The sequence below is a fragment of the Vibrio sp. 1978 genome (assembly GCF_033344345.1).
Genome location: NZ_JAWPOP010000017.1, coordinates 1 through 22,824, shown reverse-complemented (window position 1 = coordinate 22,824; position 22,824 = coordinate 1). Strand labels below are relative to the sequence as shown.

Here is a 22,824-nt window from a genome sequence, read left to right as displayed (position 1 = left end):
CAAACCTATTGAAAAACAGAACCTTTCCCAGCGCTTATTGCGCATCTGGGAACCACTCTTGCAGCAGATCACGAGAGCGCTCTAGCTCTTTCTGCCAAGAGTTCACGCCAACTACGGTCGGTTTTAGCAAGATGACCAATTCTGTTTTCTCAGTTACGTTATTCACGTTGCGGAACAAATGCCCCAGTGCTGGTACATCGCCCAAAAATGGGACTTTAGAAACAAGCTCACGATTTTGCTGTTTCATCAAACCGCCGATAACCACAACATCGCCATCTTTAGCACGAATAACCGAGTCTGATTCACGAATAGAGCTTTTCGCTAATGGCAGTTGGATGTTTTGGAAATCTCCGCCCAAGTTCAATTGCTTCACTTCTTCCGTGACTTCAATAACTGCGGGGTGAACATGCAGGAACACATTGCCTTTGTTATCAATTTGCGGAGTCACATCGAGGGAAATACCCGAGAAGAATGGCGTCAGTTCCACTTCAGGAACTGCATTTGAGTTTTCACCGTTGCCTGCATTGCTCGATAGCTCGGTAACAAAGTACTCATCGGTACCCACTTTGATGACAGATTTTTGGTTGTTGGCAGCGGTAATACGAGGGCTCGAAAGGACGTTCAAGTCACCTTGCGTAGACATGAAGCTCAACACTGCATTGAAGTTACCATCCGAAATAGTCACGTTAGTTTGACCGCCCAATAGCGTGCCAATCGCATCCAATGGTGGTAATGTCGACGCAGGGCGGTTGACTACGATACTACCCGAGTTACCAATTGACGCCGATAAGTTTGACCAGTTGATGCCTTGTTGGTAGCCATCATTCAACGTCACTTCTAGGATTTTAGCTTCAAGAATGACCTGGCGCTGCATGCGCTCCTGCGATACACCTAAGAACTCGCGTACTTCGCGAATATCATCTGGAAATGCTCGAACCGTAATAACTCCCGCTTGTGGCGTTACAACCACACTTTGCCCTTTGCCTGAACCAATTAGATTCGCAACAGCTTGCTGCAGCATAGGCCAGAAGTCACTTTCAGTGATGGTTTCGATGCGTGTACCACCCGTAGATGTGGTCGAGCTATCGTTGTTGTTTCCATTGTTAGAGTCTGACGAGTCAGAACTGTCTGAGCTACCACCAGAATTAGACGTACCAGCCGAGGTTACAGAGCCCGTAACAATGCTGGTTAATGAGCGACCAGAACGCTTGAACTGCAGGTAATCGACTGGAATGGTCACAGTACGCATACCTGCTGGGTAGATTTGAATAACTTTGCCAGACTTCACCACGTCATAGCCATACATATTCTGTACAACATTCAGAACTTCATCCAATGTCACATCTGACAAGTTGACAGTGATATTACCTTGTACCGACGGGTGAATCGCCACGCTGTACTCTGTGCCTTTCACCAACGAGGCGAAAAAGCTTCTTGCATCGACCGCATTCGCTTGAATACGAAAACGCTTCGAGGTGCCTTGCTCTGATGCAACGTTCGAGTCTAAATTTGGCATCAAGTCTGCCTCAACAGAAGAAGGGATTTCTTCCAATGTGCGGCTGTTCGCTTGATTGATCGATTCATTGAGCGCTTCTTTAACTTCCACTGGATTCCGATGACCCATTGAACATCCCATTAAAGAAGCAATCGTTATTCCTACAACTAATTTGCGCATATCTGATCGGGCTCTGGTTATTATTGTTTTACGTTTAAATCAAAAAGCTCTAGGTCCCACTGACGGTTACCACGCTTTAAAGTTACAAATTCACTATTAATGCTCGCGACGCGATAACCCTTAAATAGCTCGCCTTTTTCGACAAGTTTGTTATCCATAATCGCGATACAATCAGTACTTGGCTTACACACAATACTGTTGAGCTTAGGCAGTCGGTACCGTTTAACTTTTGGTTTCGCTGACGTTTCAACCGCTGGTTTTTCCCAACCAAGTGGGGCCGTTGGGTCTTGGTTTGCCCAAGCGGTTCCTGCCGCTGCCATAACAAGCAATGAGATGATGAGTTTGTTAACCACCAATAAACTCCTCTCTAGATCCTAGTGTGTAGACTTCTAACACAAGCTTCGCTTTCGGGTACTCTTCGACTTTATAACTAAAGCTGCGCCAGTAATAACTCGCAGGAAGGCTCTCCAATTTATTCAGATAATTAGCAATAGAAAAATAGTCACCAGTCAGTTCCATACGAACAGGATGCACGTAGTAACCAGAGTATTGCGATGCTTCTTTATCTTCCGTTATTGGCTCAGATGGCAAGGTTTGCAGAGACAAAAGGTGAATGCCACTTTGCTGCTCCAACACATTTTCAAGCAGCTCAGCCATTTGCGAAGGTGTAATAAGATGCTCGATGATCTCCGCTAATTGCATCGAAAGATGCTGACTCTCAGCTAACAGATTAGATATCGCGCGATCAATCTCAGCATTTGGATCTTTCTTAAGTTGCGCCTGAATACGTAGCGTATCGATTTCAATCTTTTGATTGGCTTGCTTTAAATTACTTAGTTGCCTCTCATTACTGATGATCTCGTTAAGCTTTGGCTCCAATACCAGCGTAAAGAGCAACATGATCACGACAACTAAACCGCACAATGCGGTGAGCACTTTTTCACGCGTACTCATTTCGCCAAAGCGCCCTTCTAATGAGAGCCAGAATTCGTTCATTTCTCTTTATCCTCGCGCGTTTTTAGTTCAAACGTCACAATATCCTTATCATTTCGACCTATTTTGACGTCGTCAAACGTTCGGCCAACCAAGCTAATTTCATTTTTAAATTGGCTGACCCAATTTGGCACTGAGCTCGGTTTTTTCGCTAGTCCCTTCAGATCTAAGGTATGGGTATTGATTCGAATTTCGGACAAAGAAATTTCTTGGTTTCCTAGCTTCGCTAATGATTGCATCACGCCAGAGTAACCCGTGCGTTGCGAGTCATCGTATTTCCCGACAGCTTTAAGCGAGTCTCGCTTCGCCTTGACTTCACGCTCTAAGCGGGCTTTAGCTGCCAGCTTATTATTGTCAGGTTGATGTTTACGTAGCTTGACTTGATAACGTTCAAGCTCTGACTTCATGATATCGCCTTTACTTTTTACAATAGCAATCTCATCTTCCAAACCGCTGCTCTGCCAAGTGACATAACCGTAAGAAAATAGAATTGCAGCCGCCGCAACGCCCCAAGATAACGCGATATTTTTTAGCGTCAGGAGCTCTTTTTTCGGTTTTAAGTAATCGGGATATAAGTTGACGCGTCGAGTATTTGAAGTAGCCGCAGTGTCAGCCAAAACATGCCCTGATAGCTCATGTTCTGGTGGTAATAACGGTGAAACCTTAGTACTTAAACGGTAGTTCAGAGCCTGAACAAGCTCGCTCTCATCCTCTTCATCACAGCACACTTTCAATTGGTGTAATTGCACGTGGCGTAACTGAGATGAAAGATAGTCAATCGAACGTTGCAGTTCTAACGACAGACTGTCCATCTGTAAATCGCTAGACGGAACCCCCGTTAACGGTGGCGTCACACTGCGAATAGAGCGGTGGAACGCAATAGTATTTTCGACAAAAGCGCTTATACGGAAATGACCACGCACACTGCGTTGTAATAATAGGAAGTTTCCTAGTTCACCAGCAGTCTCTCCCCAAATATCGTCTTCAGGAAGAATGGCTTCTAATGGTAACTGGGCTCGACTGGCCAGTAACACAATCTTATCCAATATTTTTCGCGATAAGACGTATGCTTGCACTTTGGTTGAATTCGGTAACTCGACCGCATCGGCAATAATGTCGATGGCGCGCTCAGAGATCAGTTCTTTCAACAAAAACGGTTATGCGGCTGGCCATTCTTGACGCGGCATGACCGGTTTGTCGATTTGGTACATCTGGTAATAGTTATGAGAAAGAATAACCGTTAATGAATCATACGCACTCGCTGCAACGCTCAATGCTTGCTCAACGGCTTTTTCCCAATTGGACTCAGAAATATCAAATTGGTATGGACGACTACTTTTGATTGAAGATGATAAATAAACGGCGTCTGGCTGAATAACCAAAAAGCAGGAGCGATCACCACTAGATGATCGCTTAAGCTTGTCGAATAGTGCTTTGAAATCCATGATTATTATCTTTATTTTTTCCGCCAGCGATTTCGTCTTCCCAATTTAACTTGGGATTCTGATTGAGAATTCGGCAACGCTTGGGGACGAGGAAGAAACTGCTGCTCCGCAGAAAAGTAACGCCCTTGCCCACCATAAACCCCGAGCTCAATTAATGTGTTGAGCTCGTTCTGATTCTCAATTCCCACTGCTATAATTTTAGTTTTACTGTTTGCCGCCGCACCTAGCATACTGCGGACAAATAGCTGGTTTTCATGTCGTTGGTCGATTTTTGCTACTAAACTGCGATGAAGTTTAAGGTAACGAATGTCCACTTCTTTTAAATAGTGAGTGCTGACGATGGTACGCCCAGCCTGCCCAACCATTAAGTGGCACCCTAAACCGGCCAGCATTTTAGCGACTGGTCGCATAAAGTCTAAGTGTCTTACAAATTGTGCTTCAACAAACTCAAAACTGAGACACTTTCTCTGCTCACGTGACAACTGTAAGAGTTCATCACGAAACCATTTAAAGTACTCTCGGTTAGAAAATGGCGTTACATTCAAATTGAGCGCATACGATCTTGAGTTATCAAAATTATCCTTAAACTCTCTTAAGAATTTATTAATAACCGACTTATCCATTTGCGCTTCATAACCAACCTGTCTGATCGCAGAAATGAACCGAGATGCTTTAACAATCCCATTCTCAGGATCGCGAATCCGACATGTTAACTCTTCATATAATGATTTTTTATGCGTCGCGTCACTTATTGGGTGCACAGATTGTGCGTAGAGTATCACACTTTCAGGTGTAAGTGCTGTGTCAAATAACGTTCTCCACCTCACACTTCCGCGAGCTTCTTCATCGTGGTTCCATTTTTTGAAGCGACTCCAATTATTGTTATTTTGTAGTTGCGCACTACGCAAAGCAGTCTCGGCTTCATCAATGATTTGGCTGTGTCGCTCACCTTCTTTATAAGTGGTGATGCCAATATGGCACCAGTTGTCTGGATCAAGTGGCTCTGGCGGCATTAACTTTTCTAACTGGCGAATGCATTGCGAGGCAAGGTTAGCCACATCTTTCGCACTTTGGTGCGGTAGAAAAAGCGCAAAATCAGCATCGTAATAACGGGAAAATACAACATCTGGGTATCGTTGAACTAAATTGGACAATAAACTCCCAACTTCAACAATAAACTCATCCGTAATTTGCTTATCTTGCTCTTCTTCAACCAGTTTCCAGTCTTGAATACGAACTAGCAACACGGCGCCGCGAGCCCCGCTTTCTAGTAACGCCGATTCCAACTTGCTATCAAATAACACTCGGTTAGCGGTACCGGTTAGCTTATCAAGGAAGGTTTGAGTTCGAATAAAGGTATCAAATCGGCTTCGCTCTTGACGCGCATCTTGTAACTCTTCGATTAATACATCGAGCGCTTCACTGGCGGTGTAAGGCCATTCTTTTTTGTCACCTTTGGCATACTGCTCCACCCTACCAGCCAGGATCATTCTGCCTCGCTCTTCGAGCATTTCGGAGCCTTCTAATTGTTCCTTAAGCCATGCCACGCCGCGCATTAAGCAGAAGATGATCAATATAACGGCAAGCGTGATCGACCAAAGCGCCTGCATTGAGTAGCTGTAACCTAAGTAAGGGGGAATTGCTTTAAAGTGAATTGTGTAATCTTGATTGTGAGTCAACTGGTACTCAGCCTCAAACAAGACTGACGCTTCCATTTGATGAGAAGTATCTTTGAAGCGATAAACAACGGCGTTGTTGGTCGACAACGTCATTTCGACAATATTGGAAGCCTGCAGCATCTTCGGCATCCAGCGCTGCATAGAATAAGCGGCGTCAGGATCTTCCATCTCCTTGTCGACCACCTCTACGATCCCTTCTAAATAATGGGTGAGATATTCCTGCCCAAGACGTTTAAAAGAGAGGGTGCCACCGACAAACAAGATAAACATGGCGCAGATAACGATCATGGTGACAAAGGCCACCAGCCGTGTGCTTAACTTAAGAGTTGGGGTATACCTCATGAATACCAAATTCCTTTTTTATTCATCATATACCTTATTGAAATATTTATACTTGATAAGAGTTCATCAAACAATCGGATTAGTCTGATAGTGAGAGGCTGGAGCATAAAGAAAATCACACTCATTGATAAGTTTTATTGTTACGCCTAACCTTGCCAAGAGAAGCCTGTGAAATCATTAGATTGCGACAATAAAAAAGGCCGCGATATTCGCGGCCTTTTCGATTCAAGCATAAGCAGAATTTAGAACGGGATATCGTCGTCAAAATCCATTGGTGGCTCATTGTACTGCTGCTGTGATTGCTGCGGAGCCTGTTGTTGTGGTTGCTGTTGCTGAGGCGCATTGTACTGCTGCTGAGCTGGCTGTTGAGGCTGACCCCATCCACCTTGTTGCTGCTGTTGACCGCCCATAGGTGCGCCGCCACCTTGAGCACGACCGCCAAGCATTTGCATCACACCATTGAAGCCTTGAACAACGACTTCCGTTGAGTAGCGATCTTGGCCACTTTGATCTTGCCATTTGCGAGTTTGCAGTTGCCCTTCAATGTAAACTTGAGAGCCTTTACGCAAGTACTCACCTGCTACTTCCGCAAGTTTGCCGAACAACACAACACGGTGCCATTCCGTTTTTTCGCGCTGTTCGCCAGTCGCTTTATCACGCCATGAATCAGAAGTCGCAATAGTAATGTTTGCTACTGCACCGCCATTCGGCATGTAACGAATTTCAGGGTCGTTACCTAGATTCCCCACCAAAATAACTTTGTTAATTCCACGGCTGGCCATGATGTGCTCCGTTTCACTCTGGATATATAAAATTTTAGCGCATTAGAATAGCACGCTTTAATGTTTTGATTAAAGTCTAATACCATTGTGATCTATTGAGTCACCCTCTAGAACCCAAATCGTATTTCAACTTACGTGTGTAGCATTTTTGATTCGCGTTGCAGACATCGTTTCGTGAAGCTTTGAATTCGAACGCATTTATTCAGTAAAGCGATGGTTATGGCCTCTCTTTAATGCCAGTTTATGGCTTCTATTGAACCCAGGGAGATTGGAACACGTGAGAAAGTCGGCTTACGCAAGAAAGCTATTTCTGATCAGTATGGAAGATAATGCGCAAAAAAAAGTGGCGGCACTCGAAAAGTACGTTGATATGAGCATCCCGGTGATTTCAACCGCAGCACTCATGGAAGCCAAGCCACAACACCGTAATAAAATTCTACTGATCGACTTCAGTGAACATAAATCACTTGTTCAATCGATCAAAAACTTGCCTCTTGTATGGAAAAACTTTGAAACCGTTGTCTTCAACGTGCCTAAAAGACTAACCACGGATGAACTTCTTTCATTTGGTCAATTAAAAGGTGTGTTTTATTCTGAAGATACGCTAGAGCAAATTGGAGAAGGGTTAAAAGGCATTGTTAACGGTCAAAACTGGCTGCCGCGTAATGTAACCAGTCAACTTTTACACTATTACCGCAATGTCATTAATACTCATACTGCACCAGCTACGGTAGACCTAACCATTCGTGAGCTACAAGTACTACGTTGCCTACAAGCTGGCGCCTCGAACAGTCAGATGGCCGAGGAGTTATTCGTCAGTGAATTCACCATCAAATCGCACTTGTATCAGATATTCAAAAAGCTATCCGTAAAGAACCGAGTACAGGCAATCGCCTGGGCAGACCAAAACTTAATGTCATGATGCAATGTGAGCGGCTCTGATAACTGAAATGACAAGTCGCTCATCTTTTTTCCGCACCGAGTCTCACATTTTTTCCTACTTTATTCATGATTCATTGATACCTCTCGTGTTAAAGTTATACGCAGATTCTTGATAAAAACGAGATAGGATATTCCCCCAATGATAAAAAAATGTCTGTTCCCTGCTGCAGGCTATGGCACACGCTTCCTACCGGCAACGAAATCTATGCCAAAAGAGATGATGCCAGTCGTGAACAAACCGCTTATTGAATACGGTGTCGAAGAAGCAATCCAAGCTGGTATGAACGGCATGTGTATTGTGACAGGTCGTGGCAAGCACTCGATCATGGACCACTTTGATAAGAACTACGAACTGGAACATCAGATTAGCGGTACCAACAAAGAAGAGCTGTTGGTAGATATCCGTGAAATCATTGAATCTGCAAACTTCACTTATATACGTCAACGCGAAATGAAAGGCTTGGGCCACGCGATTCTAACTGGACGAGAATTGGTAGGCGATGAGCCATTTGCTGTTGTTCTTGCTGATGACCTTTGTGTGAACGAGCAAGAGGGCGTACTGGCTCAGATGGTGGCACTATTTAAGCAGTTCCGCTGTTCTATCGTTGCAGTACAAGAAGTACCAGCCGAAGAAACACACAAATACGGCGTTATCTCTGGTGAAATGATCAAAGACGACATCTATCGCGTAGACGACATGGTAGAAAAACCAGAGAAAGGCACGGCACCTAGCAACCTTGCGATCATTGGTCGCTACATCCTGACTCCCGATATTTTTGAACTGATCGAAAACACCGAACCTGGTAAAGGTGGTGAAATTCAAATCACTGACGCGCTGCTAAAACAAGCAAAAGCGGGCTGTGTATTGGCTTACAAATTCAAGGGCAAACGCTTTGACTGTGGTAGCGTTGAAGGTTACATCGAAGCAACTAACTATTGTTTTGAAAACCTGTATCTAAAAGATGAAAAAACCTCTGAGCTAGGTAAGCACGCAACACAAAAAGCAGTATAAAGCATCGTCTTAGTACGAAATTACTGTATCGAAAGCCCAGCACAACGCTGGGCTTTTTACTTTACTGTTTTTTTATCCAGTAATTTTCTTTGCACATTTCTCACACTATGTAATACTTGCCCCACTTGGTTATACATAGAGCAAAAACGATGGATAAAATAGAAGTTCGCGGTGCCCGAACCCATAACCTTAAAGACATTAATCTTACAATCCCTCGCGATAAACTGATTGTCATTACTGGACTAAGTGGCTCAGGTAAATCCTCTCTCGCTTTCGATACATTGTATGCAGAAGGCCAACGACGCTACGTAGAGTCTCTCTCTGCCTACGCTCGTCAGTTTTTGTCTCTGATGGAAAAACCCGATGTCGACCACATTGAAGGGTTATCACCTGCGATTTCTATTGAACAGAAATCTACTTCTCATAACCCGCGTTCAACCGTCGGTACAATTACCGAAGTCTACGACTACTTACGTCTATTGTATGCTCGTGTGGGCGAACCCCGCTGTCCAACGCACCATGCCCCTCTTGCTGCGCAAACTATCAGCCAAATGGTGGACAAAGTCCTAGAGATGCCGGAAGGCAGCAAAATGATGCTATTGGCGCCTATTGTCAAAGAACGTAAAGGTGAGCATGTTAAAACGCTTGAGAACTTAGCGGCTCAAGGCTTTATTCGTGCGCGTATTGATGGAGAAACTTGCGATCTTTCCGATCCTCCAACCCTTGAACTACATAAAAAGCACACCATTGAAGTTGTGGTAGACCGCTTTAAAGTTCGTCCAGACTTACAACAGCGCTTGGCCGAATCTTTCGAGACAACACTCGAATTATCAGGCGGAATTGCAGTTGTCGCGCCAATGGATGGCGACGGTGAAGAGATTATTTTCTCCGCCAACTTCGCTTGTCCACAATGTGGTTACAGCATGCAAGAGTTAGAGCCGCGACTTTTCTCATTCAACAACCCTGCTGGTGCATGTGGCACTTGTGATGGCTTGGGTGTTCAACAATACTTCGATCCAAGCCGAGTCATTCAAGATGATTCATTAAGCTTGGCACAAGGTGCAATTCGCGGTTGGGATCAAAAGAACTACTACTACTTCCAAATGCTCATCTCATTGGCCGATCATTATGGTTTTGACCTCCATGCCCCTTTTAATTCTCTGCCAAAGAAAACGCAAGATGTCATTCTAAAGGGCTCAGGTCGTACTGAGATTGAGTTTAAATACATCAACGATCGTGGCGATATTCGCGTTAAACGCCATCCATTCGAAGGTATTCTGAATACCCTAGAACGTCGCTATCGTGATACAGAATCCAACTCTGTCCGTGAAGAGCTTGCAAAATACATCTCCACTAAATCTTGTTCAAGCTGTGGCGGTACTCGTCTACGCCTTGAAGCACGTAACGTGTTTATTGCTGATACGACACTACCTGAGATTGTTGAACTCAGCATTGCTGATGCATTGGAATTCTTCCATTCCTTGAAACTGGAAGGTCAACGCGCCCAAATCGCTGAAAAAGTGATGAAGGAAATCAACGACCGCCTGCAATTCTTAGTTAACGTCGGTTTGAACTACCTAAACTTATCACGCAGTGCAGAAACCTTATCAGGCGGTGAAGCTCAACGTATTCGTTTAGCAAGCCAAATTGGGGCGGGTCTTGTTGGTGTGATGTATGTTCTGGACGAACCGTCGATTGGTCTCCACCAGCGTGATAATGAACGCTTATTAAAAACGCTCACTCATTTGCGCGATTTAGGTAATACCGTACTTGTGGTAGAACACGATGAAGATGCGATTCGCTGTGCAGATCATGTCATAGATATTGGTCCTGGTGCTGGCGTACATGGTGGTAATGTTGTTGCGGAAGGCACCATGGAAGAGATAGTCGCGAATCCGAATTCTCTGACAGGTCAGTACTTAAGTGGTGTTAAAGAAATCGCAGTACCGAAAGATCGCACGCCGCGAGATCCGAAAAAAACGGTTGAGCTATTAGGCGCTACAGGTAATAACCTTAAAAACGTTAACCTTTCAATTCCTGTTGGGTTATTCAGCTGTATTACAGGAGTATCTGGCTCAGGTAAATCAACGCTGATTAATGATACTTTCTTTAAAATTGCGCATACCCAACTTAACGGAGCGACAACGGCTCAGCCTTCACCTTATAAATCGATTAAAGGTCTAGAGCACTTCGATAAAGTCATCGATATCGATCAAAGCCCAATTGGCCGTACACCTCGCTCTAACCCTGCAACCTATACGGGGATCTTTACACCAATCCGTGAACTGTTTGCAGGCACACAGGAGTCGCGTTCTCGCGGTTACAAACCGGGCCGTTTTAGTTTTAACGTGCGCGGTGGTCGTTGTGAGGCCTGTCAGGGTGACGGTGTTATCAAAGTAGAAATGCACTTCCTACCAGATGTTTATGTGCCATGTGATGTGTGTAAAGGTAAACGCTACAACCGTGAAACGCTCGAAGTACGTTACAAAGGTAAAACTATTGATGAAGTGCTAGAAATGACGGTCGAAGATGCACGCACCTTCTTCGATCCAGTTCCTGCCATCGCTCGCAAACTACAAACACTGATGGATGTGGGTTTGTCGTACATACGATTGGGTCAAGCGGCAACAACACTCTCCGGTGGTGAAGCACAGCGTGTGAAACTGGCGCGAGAGCTATCCAAACGTGATACAGGAAAAACCTTGTACATTTTGGATGAACCAACAACCGGCTTGCACTTCCATGATATCCAGCAGTTGCTCACTGTACTGCACAGACTTCGCGACCACGGAAACACTGTCGTGGTGATCGAGCATAACCTGGACGTCATTAAGACTGCGGACTGGATTATCGATCTTGGTCCTGAAGGGGGTCAAGGTGGCGGCGAGATAATCGCTCAAGGCACTCCGGAAGATGTGTCGCAAATCGAGGGTTCGCACACAGCTCACTTCCTCAAGCCTATGTTGAAGTAGAAAAAACAGGTAAAGTATCGAGACCAGCAAGTGCTGGTCTTTTTTCATTCAAAACAACGCAATAACTATGGCTACTATACATGTAAGTGGAACAAAGCTTTCTCCCGAAAAAGTACAGGTTCCCCTCAATCGCAAGTTTCTCATTGCCTTGGCAACACTATTTGTGTTGGCAATGCACTTTTTCATGCCCAACCCCGGCGGTTCGGGGCTTTCGCTTTCGTTCAATGCGACAACTTGGATTGCTTTTAGCTTTGCATTAGGCATTGGGTGTTACCAACTAGCGAATAATCGAGTGCTACGTTACTCAAAACTAACCATCGGCTTGTTCATTAGTGCTCTTATCATGACAGTGCCCATTCTGTACCCAAATGCGAATAGCAGCTTGGCAGCCAATAAGCTCATAGGCCTGTGGTGTGGTGTCCTGTTCTTTATTGTTTTACAACAATTTCATTTCAGTAATAAACATCGCCAACGCCTATTATGGTTCATTGTCCTTGCGGTTGTTATCGAAGCCATTTTTGGTCTGACACAATATCTGTATCTCAAACCAGGCAATCCGTTTGGTTACGACACGGTGGCCAATCGTCCTTATGGTATTTTCCAACAGCCCAATGTAATGGCCAGTTTTCTTGCGACAGGGTTGGTGATTGCCAGCTATTTACTTGCACGTCAGCCCTACAAATACGATCGTAAGTTAAGCGATGTTTACCTTCTCTATGCCGTACCAGTTTTAACTTTACCACTAATTGTGGCGTTGGCTTCACGCACTGGTTGGTTAGCCTCGGTCATCGCCGTGTTGTTGGTCATTCCATACATGTACCGCTTTGCAACCAAAGGGCGCTTTATCCGCTGGGTTGTGTCACTTGTAAGTGGGCTCTTACTCTCTGTCGTTGTCATGCATCTTGCCTTTCCTGATGGAGGTAGGTTAGCCGCAGAAAAAGTAAATATGGAGTCTCCTCGAGCGTATACTTTTCCGCAAACATTAGACATGGTGATTGAAAAGCCTTTTACTGGTTATGGATATGGCAAGTTTGAATCTGAGTACATGCTGTATACGGCTCGTCAACATGCCCTAAATGAGAATTACCCAGCAGGTTTGCCAGCCATGGATCATCCGCATAATGAGCTACTTTACTGGGGAGTAGAAGGTGGCTTGCTGCCAATAATCGGCATCTTCTTAGCGATGGCACTGGTACTGTATCGAATCTATCAAGCCAAACGCGGAACTCGTCTTGCGTTGCTGGCCTTGTTTATACCTATCGTATTGCACTCACAACTGGAATACCCTTTCTACCACTCTCTCGTGCATTGGTTGATCTTCGTTATCCTACTGTACTGGGTCGATCAGCGCGTCTCTCGTTATCGACAAGTCGGCTTTAGTAATGTGACCAAAAGCTTGCTGCGTGTTTTTAGTTTGGTACTTCCCGTTGCGTTTACGTTTTACATGGTAAGCGCATTACATACGAACTATGTATTGACGAAGTTTGAGACCACTAGACCAACTAACCCTGATATTCTGAATCAAGTCAGTAACCCTGTGGTTTGGAAAGACAGGTTTGATTGGGATGTCTATAGCACGTTTTTAAACCTTGGGCTGTACCAACAAGACGCAACCTTGATTCAGCCTTATATCGATTGGTCGCTAAAAATCATCAAAGATAAGCCTCGCCCTGCATTTTATAATAATTTGATTTTGGCCTACCAAGGCTTAGATGACTCAAGTAAAGCGGAGCAAATTAGAGCTGAAGCGCAGTTTTTGTTCCCGAAGATTGATTTCAGTGACGTCAATTACCAACCACCTTCTCAAGCAATCTCTGCCTCACCAGCCCCCACTTCAGGTGCAGAGTAATAAGTACCAAAAAGCGAAGGGATGACCTTCGCTTTTCTTTATCTCATTGCTGTATGATTTTATTCAGTGAGTGACTCTTCTAACGCTTTTAAGCACAGCGCAACGTTTTCAGATCGAGCGCCGTAACCCATTAAGCCAATACGCCACGCTTTACCAGCTAATGCCCCAAGGCCTGCACCAATTTCTAGGTTATAGGTTTCTAGCAAGTGAGCACGAACTTTTGCTTCATCAATTCCTTCAGGCACGTAAATCGCATTTAATTGTGGCAACCGATGGGCTTCGTCCACAACAAATTCAAATCCTAACTTTTGTAAGCCATTTTTGAGTTTTTCATGCATCAGTTGGTGACGAGCCCAAGCGTTTTCTAATCCTTCATTTTTCAGTATCAATAAAGCTTCATGAAGCGCATACAAGCTATTAACTGGCGCCGTATGATGGTAACTACGCTTGCCTTCTCCACTCCAATACCCCAAAACTAAACTCTGATCGAGGAACCAACTCTGTACTGGTGTTGTTCTTGCTTGAATCTTTTCAATCGCGGCAGGAGAAAACGTCACTGGTGAGAGTCCAGGTACACATGACAAACATTTTTGACTACCAGAGTAAACCGCATCCAGTTGCCATTCATCCACTTTTAACGGCACACCACCAAGCGATGTCACCGCATCAACAATAGATAATGCATTATGCTGTTTCGCGAGCTTACCCAATGCTTGAGCATCACTGACTGCACCAGTTGAGGTTTCCGCATGCACAAAAGCAAGAATTTTTGTATCTGGGTGCTGTTCGAGTGCTTGCTCGACTTTATCAATGGAAACAGGCGTCCCCCATTCATCATCGACGATAACAACTTCACCACCAGCACGGACGACATTTTCGCGCATGCGTTCACCAAATACACCATTACGGCAAACGATCACTTTATCGCCTTTCTCGATCAAGTTTACAAAGCAGGTTTCCATCCCTGCACTACCTGGCGCTGAAACCGCAATAGTGAACTCATTGTCAGTTTGAAAGGCATACTTCAATAGCTGCTTGAGCTCATCCATCATACCGATAAACAGAGGATCAAGGTGACCTACCGTAGGACGGCTTAGTGCTTGTAACACTTGAGGATAAATATCAGAAGGACCAGGTCCCATTAAAATACGGTGAGGCGGAATAAAGCTTTGGATCGACATGTCAGCTCCTTGATTATCTTTTATCCTGAGCATTCTAAAAGTTCTATTCAATAACATGGCTCAGGTGTAGGGTTCTTCACCCTAATAGATTTTTCCTCTATCAGCAATTAGCCGTAAGTATGGAGGTCAAACCAGTGTCACAAAATCGTTAATAAAAAACACCATAAAGGTTGAAATATTGATTGACATTAAGGCCTCAAAACCGTTCAATGTTTGAGCTTTATGTAGAAGAGGAGCGCTACCCAGGTAGATGATTTGTGGAACCGCAATTCCAACACCAATCATTGAGGGGGAGTAGTGCCGAGGTAAGTCAAAGTTGCAGGATTTGACTTGTCGGTTGAATTGGGCTGAATCCCATCAACTGTCATCAGCGCAGTCTGATGAAGGGCTTCTGAGGGTAAATTTTTCAAATAGCATTCTAAATACCTCTCTTTTTGCTCTGTTCCTTTTCTCACTAAACATTGGATGTACAATTTTTTAGGAAGCCGTGGGAGAACGCAGTGAGCGCATTTAACGTAGCTAAATTCGGTGGAACCAGTGTTGCCAACTTTGAGGCAATGAGTCGTTGCGCCACCATTATCGAAAACAATCCAAATACTCGCCTGGTCGTGAGCAGCGCTTGCTCTGGCGTCACCAACCTATTGGTAGAACTCGCCAACGGTGTTCAGGATCAAACGCACCGTACTGAGCTGCTACAAAATTTGGCCAACATTCATGACGCCATTTTAACTCAGCTCGAAGACAGCACGAAAACTGCTGCCGAGGTGTATGGCATATTAGATACCGTAACCAGCCTGGCCGAGGCTGCATCTATCCAAGCTAGTGCGAAGTTAACCGATCATTTAGTCGCATGTGGTGAACTCATGTCGACGCACATTCTAACTCAGTTAATGTGTGAGCGAGGCATTCAAGCAGTGCGCTTTGATATCCGCGATGTGTTGCGTACTGATGACAACTTTGGTCGCGCGGAGCCAAACATTGAAGCAATTTCGACGCTTGCGCAAGATAAACTCGTACCACTTTGCCAACAATCCGTTGTTGTTACTCAAGGCTTCATAGGATCTGACGAAGCCGGTAATACAACAACATTAGGTCGAGGGGGCAGCGATTACAGCGCCGCCTTAATTGCTGAGAGCGTTAAAGCGGCAGGGCTAGAAATCTGGACTGATGTTCCGGGAATCTACACAACAGACCCGCGAATTGCACCAAAAGCCTCACCAATTCCTGAGATCAGCTTTAGTGAAGCTTCAGAAATGGCTAACTTTGGCGCTAAAATCCTTCACCCTTCTACGCTAGTACCTGCATTGCGCCACGACATTCCGGTATTTGTAGGGTCATCGAAAGAGCCAGAAAAAGGGGGAACTTGGATTCGCCACCAAGTCGAAAGCTCACCGTTATTCCGTGCGCTAGCTTTGCGTTGTAACCAAACCATGGTAACGCTACGCAGCGCCAATATGTTCCACGCATACGGTTTTTTAGCAAAGGTCTTTGAGATCCTTGCAAAGCATAAGATCTCTGTCGATTTGATCACGACATCTGAAATCAGTGTATCGTTAACACTTGATCAAACTGATACCTCTGGCGGAGCACCACAGCTGCCGCAAGCTGCACGAGAAGAGTTAGAAGAGTTATGTAAGGTAGAAGTTGAACATGACCTATGCCTCGTTGCTCTCATTGGAAACAACATGAGTGAGAGTAAAGGCTACGCGAAACAGGTTTTTGGCACGCTAGAAGATTTTAACCTACGCATGATTTGTTATGGCGCTAGCCCTCACAACTTATGCTTCTTGCTCCATGAATCGGTATCGAAACAAGCCATACAAAAACTCCACACTGAGTTGTTTGAGAAGTAAGTTCAACTCAATAAAACAAAGGGCTGCGTATTTGCAGCCCTTTGTCGTTTCATTAGTTGTTACATTTGGACGAGGTAAACATCAATTTAACCGTTAATGTTTGGCCCTAACCATTTTTCAGCCTCGATCCTATCCCACCCCTTACGATCGGCGTAACTCTCTAACTGATCTTCTTGGATCTGTGCGATCGCAAAGTAACGTGAGTCAGGATGAGAGAAATACCAACCAGAGACTGACGCGCCCGGATACATTGCATAGCTGGAGGTTAGAGTCATACCAATGTTCTCTTCCACATTAAGTAACTCCCAAAGCGGTCCTTTTTCAGTATGTTCAGGACACGCGGGATAACCCGGCGCAGGGCGAATACCTTGGTATTTTTCACGAATGAGATCATCGTTAGATAAATCTTCATCAGCTGCATAACCCCAAATTTCTTTACGGACACGCTCATGCAAATACTCAGCAAACGCTTCGGCTAGGCGATCCGCCACCGCTTGAATCATAATTGCGTTGTAATCATCTCCCTGTGCTTTGTATTCATCAGCAAGCTCTCGTTCACCAATACCACCAGTGACAGCAAATGCCCCTATCCAATCATGCTTACCCGACTCTTTAGGTGCGATGTAGTCGGATAAACAATAGTTGAATCCTTTTGGTTTCTCGGTCTGTTGTCGCAAGTTACGTAATACTTTCACAACGTCGGTACGAGTTTCATCAGCATAAACTTCAATGTCGTCCCCCACGCTCGCAGCAGGGAATAAGCCACACATTCCACGCGCTTTTAACAGGCCTTCTCGCTCAACTCGATCAAGTATCTCGTGGGCATCTTCGAATAAACGTTTTGCTTCTTCACCAACTTCTTCATGTTGGAAAATTGTTGGATACTTACCCACAAGTGACCAAGTCATAAAGAATGGTGTCCAATCGATGTATTGACGTAATATAGCCACATCAAAATCATCGAAGATATGAATGCCAGGCTTAACAGGCACTGGAGGAGTATAAGCTTCCCAATCGATAGCAACTTTATTCGCTCGAGCAGCTTCTAATGTCACTGGTTTGGTTCTCGGTTTCTTTCGATTATGTTGATCACGTACTCGTTCGTAATCAGCTTCAAGTTTTTCAACAAATTCAGGGCGACGTTCATCAGACAGAAGAGAAGTACATACGCCCACTGCACGTGAGGCGTTGTTCACGTAAACCACTGGATGCTTGTAATTTTTCTCAATCTTAACTGCTGTATGGGCTTTTGACGTTGTTGCGCCACCGATGAGAAGAGGTAAGTTAAAGTCGAGACGCTCCATCTCTTTTGCAACATGCACCATTTCGTCTAATGAAGGTGTGATCAACCCTGATAAACCAATAATATCGACGTTCTCTTCTTGCGCTACTTTTAAGATCTTTTCGCAAGGAACCATGACACCAAGATCGATAATTTCGTAGTTATTGCACTGCAATACAACGCCAACGATATTTTTCCCGATATCATGTACATCACCTTTGACCGTCGCTAGCAAAATCTTACCGTTTGTTTGTCCCACCTGCTTTTCTGCATTGATGTAGGGCTCCAGATGCGCGACTGCTTGCTTCATCACTCGTGCAGATTTTACGACCTGAGGAAGGAACATTTTACCTTCACCAAACAAGTCTCCGACGACGTTCATCCCATCCATTAATGGGCCTTCAATCACCTCTAATGGCTTTGAAGCGTTGACACGAGCCTCTTCGGTATCATCAACGATGAACTCAGTTATTCCTTTCACTAACGCGTGCTCTAAGCGCTTTTCAACAGGCCAAGTTCTCCACTCAAGTGCAGAGGCATCCTCCTCTTTACCTACCCCTTTGCCTGCATATTCCGCCGCGATATCTAACAATCTCTCAGTGGCGTCATCACGACGGTTAAGAACGACATCTTCCACAGCCTCACGCAATTTTTCAGGCACGTTATCGTAGATTTCTAACTGACCCGCATTCACAATCCCCATATCCATACCATTTTTAAAACAGTGGTAGAGGAACACCGCGTGAATCGCTTCACGTACATAGTTATTGCCACGGAAAGAGAATGAGACGTTAGAAACACCACCCGAGATCATCGCATGTGGTAAATCACGTTTGATATCGCCAACGGCTTCAATGAAATCCACCGCGTAGTTATTATGCTCCTCGATCCCCGTAGCAATGGCAAAAATGTTTGGGTCAAAAATGATGTCTTCTGGTGGAAAGCCCACTTCATCAACAAGAATTCGGTAAGCGTTGGTACAAATTTCTACTTTGCGCTCACGTGTATCTGCTTGCCCAATCTCATCAAACGCCATCACAATCACAGCCGCACCGTAACGGCGGATCAACTTAGCTTGTTCAACGAATTTCTCTTTGCCTTCTTTGAGAGAGATCGAGTTAACAATGCCTTTGCCTTGGATGCACTTAAGACCGGCTTCAATAACCTCCCACTTGGAAGAGTCAACCATGATTGGTACTTTTGAGATTTCAGGTTCTGACGCACAAAGGTTTAAAAAGCGAACCATACAAGCTTGTGCATCCAACATGCCTTCATCCATGTTGATATCGATAATTTGAGCGCCATTTTCAACTTGTTGACGAGCCACATCGAGCGCTTCATCGTACAGCTCTTCTTTAATCAAGCGCTTAAAACGCGCAGAACCGGTTACATTCGTACGCTCACCGACATTGATAAATAAAGAGTCTTTATCAATAGCGAGTGGCTCTAGGCCAGACAAGCGACAAGCAACGGGAAGTTCAGGTAATTGACGAGGGGCGATATTTTCAACCGCGAGTGCCATTTGGCGAATGTGCTCAGGAGTTGTACCACAACACCCACCAATCAAGTTTAAAAAGCCACTTTGAGCCCACTCTTTAACATGCTTAGCCATATCTTCTGGCGACAAATCGTATTCGCCGAATGCATTCGGAAGCCCAGCATTTGGGTGAGCGGAAACAAAAGATTCTGATATACGCGAGAGCTCTTCAACATAAGGACGCAGTTCATCCGGGCCAAGTGCACAGTTCAAACCAAACGAAATCGGTTTAACATGACGTAATGAGTTGTAAAACGCTTCTGTGGTTTGACCGGATAATGTTCTACCGGAAGCATCAGTAATAGTCCCCGAGATCATCACAGGTAACTCAATACCCATCTCTTCAAACACACTTTCAACAGCAAATGAACAAGCCTTAGCGTTAAGAGTATCGAAGATGGTCTCGATAAGAATAAGATCAGAACCACCTTTAATCAGCGCTCGAGTCGATTCAGAGTAAGCCTCAACTAACTCGTCGAAAGAAACATTTCGATATCCAGGGTCGTTTACATCAGGAGAGATAGAACAAGTGCGGTTCGTCGGCCCTAAAACCCCTGCGACATAACGCGGTTTATCGGGTGTTTTTGCGGTCCATTCGTCTGCAACTTCACGTGCAAGCTTGGCAGCAGCAAAGTTAATTTCTTCACTTAGGCTTTCCATCTCGTAGTCAGCCATCGCAATGGTTGTTGCGTTAAACGTGTTGGTTTCGAGAATATCTGCACCCGCTTCTAAATATGCAGCGTGAATTTCCTTGATAAGTTGAGGCTGACTTAGAACCAACAGGTCGTTGTTACCTTTTAGATCACAATGCCAATCCGCAAAGCGCGTTCCTCGATAGTCTTGCTCTTCAAGTTTGTACCCTTGAATCATGGTTCCCATACCACCATCAATCAAAAGAATACGTTGCTTCAATTGAGCTTCAATCTGTTGTATTACGTTACTTCCCACAGTACAGCCTCATTCCTTTAGTTATCTTTCCATCCTATCACACAAACTTCAGGAGTCTAGACGTCTAAACGTAGAATTAATGATTATTTTATATCCTTCTTAACTTGCAAAATAATCACGAAAAAATGTTTGCTATTTAAGCAGCATCAGCCGAGAATTCCATTCATAAAATGTTACAAATAGAGAGCTCTATGTCGGTCTATCATACTTTATGTTTTCTATCCGCAGCTGCGATGCTAATTGCTTTTGTAAACAGCAAGATAGGAAAGATGCAAACCACCATTGCGATTACCGCAGGTTCAATGGTGCTTTCACTTCTAATCTTAATTGCGGGTCAAAACAACTGGTTCCATCTCACCGAAATTGCAACGGAGACGGTCACAAGGATTAACTTCGAAGATTTCTTGCTCAAAGGCATTCTTGGCTTCTTACTATTTGCTGGTGGACTAGGCATCAAACTCCCGAACCTTAAAGATCAAAAGTGGGAGATCACTGTTTTAGCCCTTGGAGCTACACTGTTTTCTACGTTCTTTATTGGATTTGCGCTGTATGGGTTTTGTCAGTTAATTGGCATCCAATTTGATTTGGTCTACTGCTTACTATTTGGTGCTCTAATATCGCCAACTGACCCAATCGCTGTATTGGCTATTGTGAAAAAACTCGATGCTCCTAAACGTATCTCCACTCAGATTGAAGGAGAATCGCTCTTCAATGATGGCTTCGGTTTGGTTATCTTCGTCACTCTATTTACGATTGCATTTGGCACTGAGGCACCAACTGTAGGTAGTGTCACCTTACTCTTCATCCAAGAAGCTATCGGTGGTATCACATATGGTTTCGTCCTCGGTTTGCTATTCCACTACTTGATCAGTGCCACCGATGATCACTCAATGGAATTGTTACTTACCATTGGTGTCCCAACAGCAGGTTACGCATTTGCTGAATACATCCATGTATCAGGCCCACTCGCAATGGTTGTATCCGGTATTATGATTGGCAACTGGACACGCTTTATTGGCTTTTCAAAAGAGAGTGAAGATCACCTTGACCATTTTTGGGAGCTTGTTGATGAGTTCTTGAATGGCGTGTTATTCCTACTGATCGGCATGTCGATGCTGCTGTTTGAATTCCACAAAGAAGACTGGATCATGATGGCTATTTCAGTCCCTCTTGTACTAGCAGCTCGCTATTTAAGCGTATTTCTCTCGTACATTGGCTTTAAGCGTTACAGAAAATATAACCCGTGGTCAGTACGTATTTTGACGTGGGGCGGCTTACGCGGGGGCCTTGCATTGGCAATGGCACTTTCCATTCCATCTGGTATTTGGGTGATTCAAGATAAGTTAATCGATGTAAAAGAGATTATTCTTGTAATGACCTACTCCGTCGTTGTTTTCTCTATCCTCATTCAAGGCTCAACAATCACTCCAATGATTGAAAAAGCAAAAGCAGAAGAGAAGAAGATGGAAGAGAACAACCAAGCAATAACCACTCCGGAACATACGGAGACAGTGGACTCTTAAAGACACGTAACTTAATAAATAAAAAGCAGCTACCTAGCTGCTTTTTTCATAACTAATTTTCAGACTCCCCTTCAAGGACGAAGGCTCCTTATTCTTTGATATACCATCAAATATACGAAGAATCGCTACGCTACATTTTCATAGATACTAACTATTGCCGATAGATAGTATTCATAGACGAGTCTTTTAATTTACCCATTTTCATCTGTATCACTTCTCTTCCCTTGGCAATATAGGCTCCTCGCAAACATCAAAGCTAAACTTCCACAATACTTAGCAATGAGCGAGTTTGTATTTTTATGAGAAAGAGACATTTAGGGTGATTGCGTTCAGAACCCAAACGGGTTAGCAACCTCACCGAGATAAAACTGAGCTGGCACCCAGGTAGCAAAGCCTTAACGGAAGTTTAAATCCCTCCCTCTTGAACTCAGTGAGACTAAACTTGTATTCAAAGTCGTCCTGTTTTCAAATTAGAAACAAGCGACACCTCAAACAATTAAACTCTGTCACATAACTAGATTTTCTAATATCGAATAAAAAGGAGCTTTGGTTAGAGCTTGGTATCGGAATAAGGCTAAGACTAAGGCACAGAGTTACATGCTAGCTCGTTCACGACGATATTAAAACCATGTGAAGAGGGTAGTGTAACTCTAGATGCAAGGTTTTAATATGAAAGTGGATTTAAGGTAAGTCGGGGGAACCAAAACGAAAAAGCCTCAGTCTTTCGACTGAGGCTTAATATAAGTGGCGGAGTGGACGGGACTCGAACCCGCGACCCCCGGCGTGACAGGCCGGTATTCTAACCAACT

Annotated in this window: 13 protein-coding genes, 1 pseudogene and 1 riboswitch; of the genes and pseudogenes, 6 read left to right on the top strand and 8 right to left on the bottom strand. The window is 44.4% G+C overall.

The annotated features are described in order from the left end of the window. Positions 1–34: 34 nt before the first annotated feature. The 6 genes and pseudogenes from mshL to R8N49_RS16425 form a co-directional block, all read right to left on the bottom strand. Positions 35–1,675, bottom strand: coding sequence for a pilus (MSHA type) biogenesis protein MshL (gene mshL, locus R8N49_RS16450; RefSeq protein ID WP_005388471.1), 1,641 nt, complete (start codon positions 1,673–1,675; stop codon positions 35–37). 20 nt (positions 1,676–1,695) lie between these two features. Then, positions 1,696–2,028: a hypothetical protein gene (locus R8N49_RS16445; RefSeq protein WP_005381196.1), complete on the bottom strand. Its 333-nt coding sequence runs from the start codon at positions 2,026–2,028 to the stop codon at positions 1,696–1,698. Next, on the bottom strand, positions 2,021–2,671 hold the full coding sequence (gene gspM / locus R8N49_RS16440; protein WP_005381197.1) for a type II secretion system protein GspM: 651 nt from the start codon (positions 2,669–2,671) through the stop codon (positions 2,021–2,023). The genes R8N49_RS16445 and gspM overlap by 8 nt, the downstream gene beginning before the upstream one ends. Next, a pseudogene (locus R8N49_RS16435) lies at positions 2,668–4,113 on the bottom strand (MSHA biogenesis protein MshI). The gene gspM and the pseudogene R8N49_RS16435 overlap by 4 nt, the downstream one beginning before the upstream one ends. Positions 4,114–4,124: 11 nt before the next feature. After that, positions 4,125–6,134: an RNase E specificity factor CsrD gene (gene csrD, locus R8N49_RS16430; RefSeq protein ID WP_005381201.1), complete on the bottom strand. Its 2,010-nt coding sequence runs from the start codon at positions 6,132–6,134 to the stop codon at positions 4,125–4,127. Between the two features lie 242 nt (positions 6,135–6,376). Further along, entirely contained in the window at positions 6,377–6,916 is a 540-nt protein-coding gene (locus R8N49_RS16425) for a single-stranded DNA-binding protein (RefSeq protein WP_005381235.1), read from the bottom strand. A gap of 277 nt (positions 6,917–7,193) precedes the next feature. Here R8N49_RS16425 and R8N49_RS16420 point away from each other — a divergent pair, with 277 nt between their 5' ends. From R8N49_RS16420 to R8N49_RS16405, 4 genes are all read left to right on the top strand, one after another. Further along, positions 7,194–7,838 carry a LuxR C-terminal-related transcriptional regulator gene (locus R8N49_RS16420; RefSeq protein WP_005381237.1) on the top strand — a complete coding sequence of 215 codons (645 nt, stop codon included), beginning with the start codon at positions 7,194–7,196 and terminating at the stop codon, positions 7,836–7,838. A 159-nt stretch (positions 7,839–7,997) separates the two neighbouring features. Further along, a complete protein-coding gene (galU, locus tag R8N49_RS16415; RefSeq protein WP_005381239.1) occupies positions 7,998–8,870 on the top strand; it encodes a UTP--glucose-1-phosphate uridylyltransferase GalU in 873 nt (290 codons plus the stop codon). 149 nt (positions 8,871–9,019) lie between these two features. After that, positions 9,020–11,842 (top strand): excinuclease ABC subunit UvrA, encoded by a 2,823-nt coding sequence (gene uvrA, locus R8N49_RS16410; RefSeq protein ID WP_170897625.1) that lies wholly within the window; start codon positions 9,020–9,022, stop codon positions 11,840–11,842. Between the two features lie 67 nt (positions 11,843–11,909). Next, on the top strand, positions 11,910–13,691 hold the full coding sequence (locus tag R8N49_RS16405; RefSeq protein ID WP_132937242.1) for a PglL family O-oligosaccharyltransferase: 1,782 nt from the start codon (positions 11,910–11,912) through the stop codon (positions 13,689–13,691). 59 nt (positions 13,692–13,750) lie between these two features. Here R8N49_RS16405 and R8N49_RS16400 read toward each other — a convergent pair whose 3' ends face one another. Continuing rightward, complete coding sequence (locus tag R8N49_RS16400; RefSeq protein WP_017821323.1) at positions 13,751–14,872, bottom strand: pyridoxal-phosphate-dependent aminotransferase family protein; 1,122 nt, start codon at positions 14,870–14,872, stop codon at positions 13,751–13,753. 220 nt (positions 14,873–15,092) lie between these two features. Further along, a riboswitch (Lysine riboswitch) is annotated at positions 15,093–15,271 on the top strand. Between the two features lie 101 nt (positions 15,272–15,372). Here R8N49_RS16400 and lysC point away from each other — a divergent pair. Further along, a complete protein-coding gene (gene lysC / locus R8N49_RS16395) occupies positions 15,373–16,725 on the top strand; it encodes a lysine-sensitive aspartokinase 3 (protein WP_017821324.1) in 1,353 nt (450 codons plus the stop codon). 86 nt (positions 16,726–16,811) lie between these two features. Here the strand turns inward: lysC and metH are convergent, their stop codons facing one another. After that, positions 16,812–20,492, bottom strand: a complete 3,681-nt coding sequence (gene metH / locus R8N49_RS16390; RefSeq protein WP_186584630.1) for a methionine synthase — start codon at positions 20,490–20,492, stop codon at positions 16,812–16,814. A 191-nt stretch (positions 20,493–20,683) separates the two neighbouring features. Here metH and R8N49_RS16385 point away from each other — a divergent pair, with 191 nt between their 5' ends. Then, on the top strand, positions 20,684–22,015 hold the full coding sequence (locus R8N49_RS16385) for a cation:proton antiporter (protein ID WP_064354335.1): 1,332 nt from the start codon (positions 20,684–20,686) through the stop codon (positions 22,013–22,015). Positions 22,016–22,824: the final 809 nt, after the last annotated feature.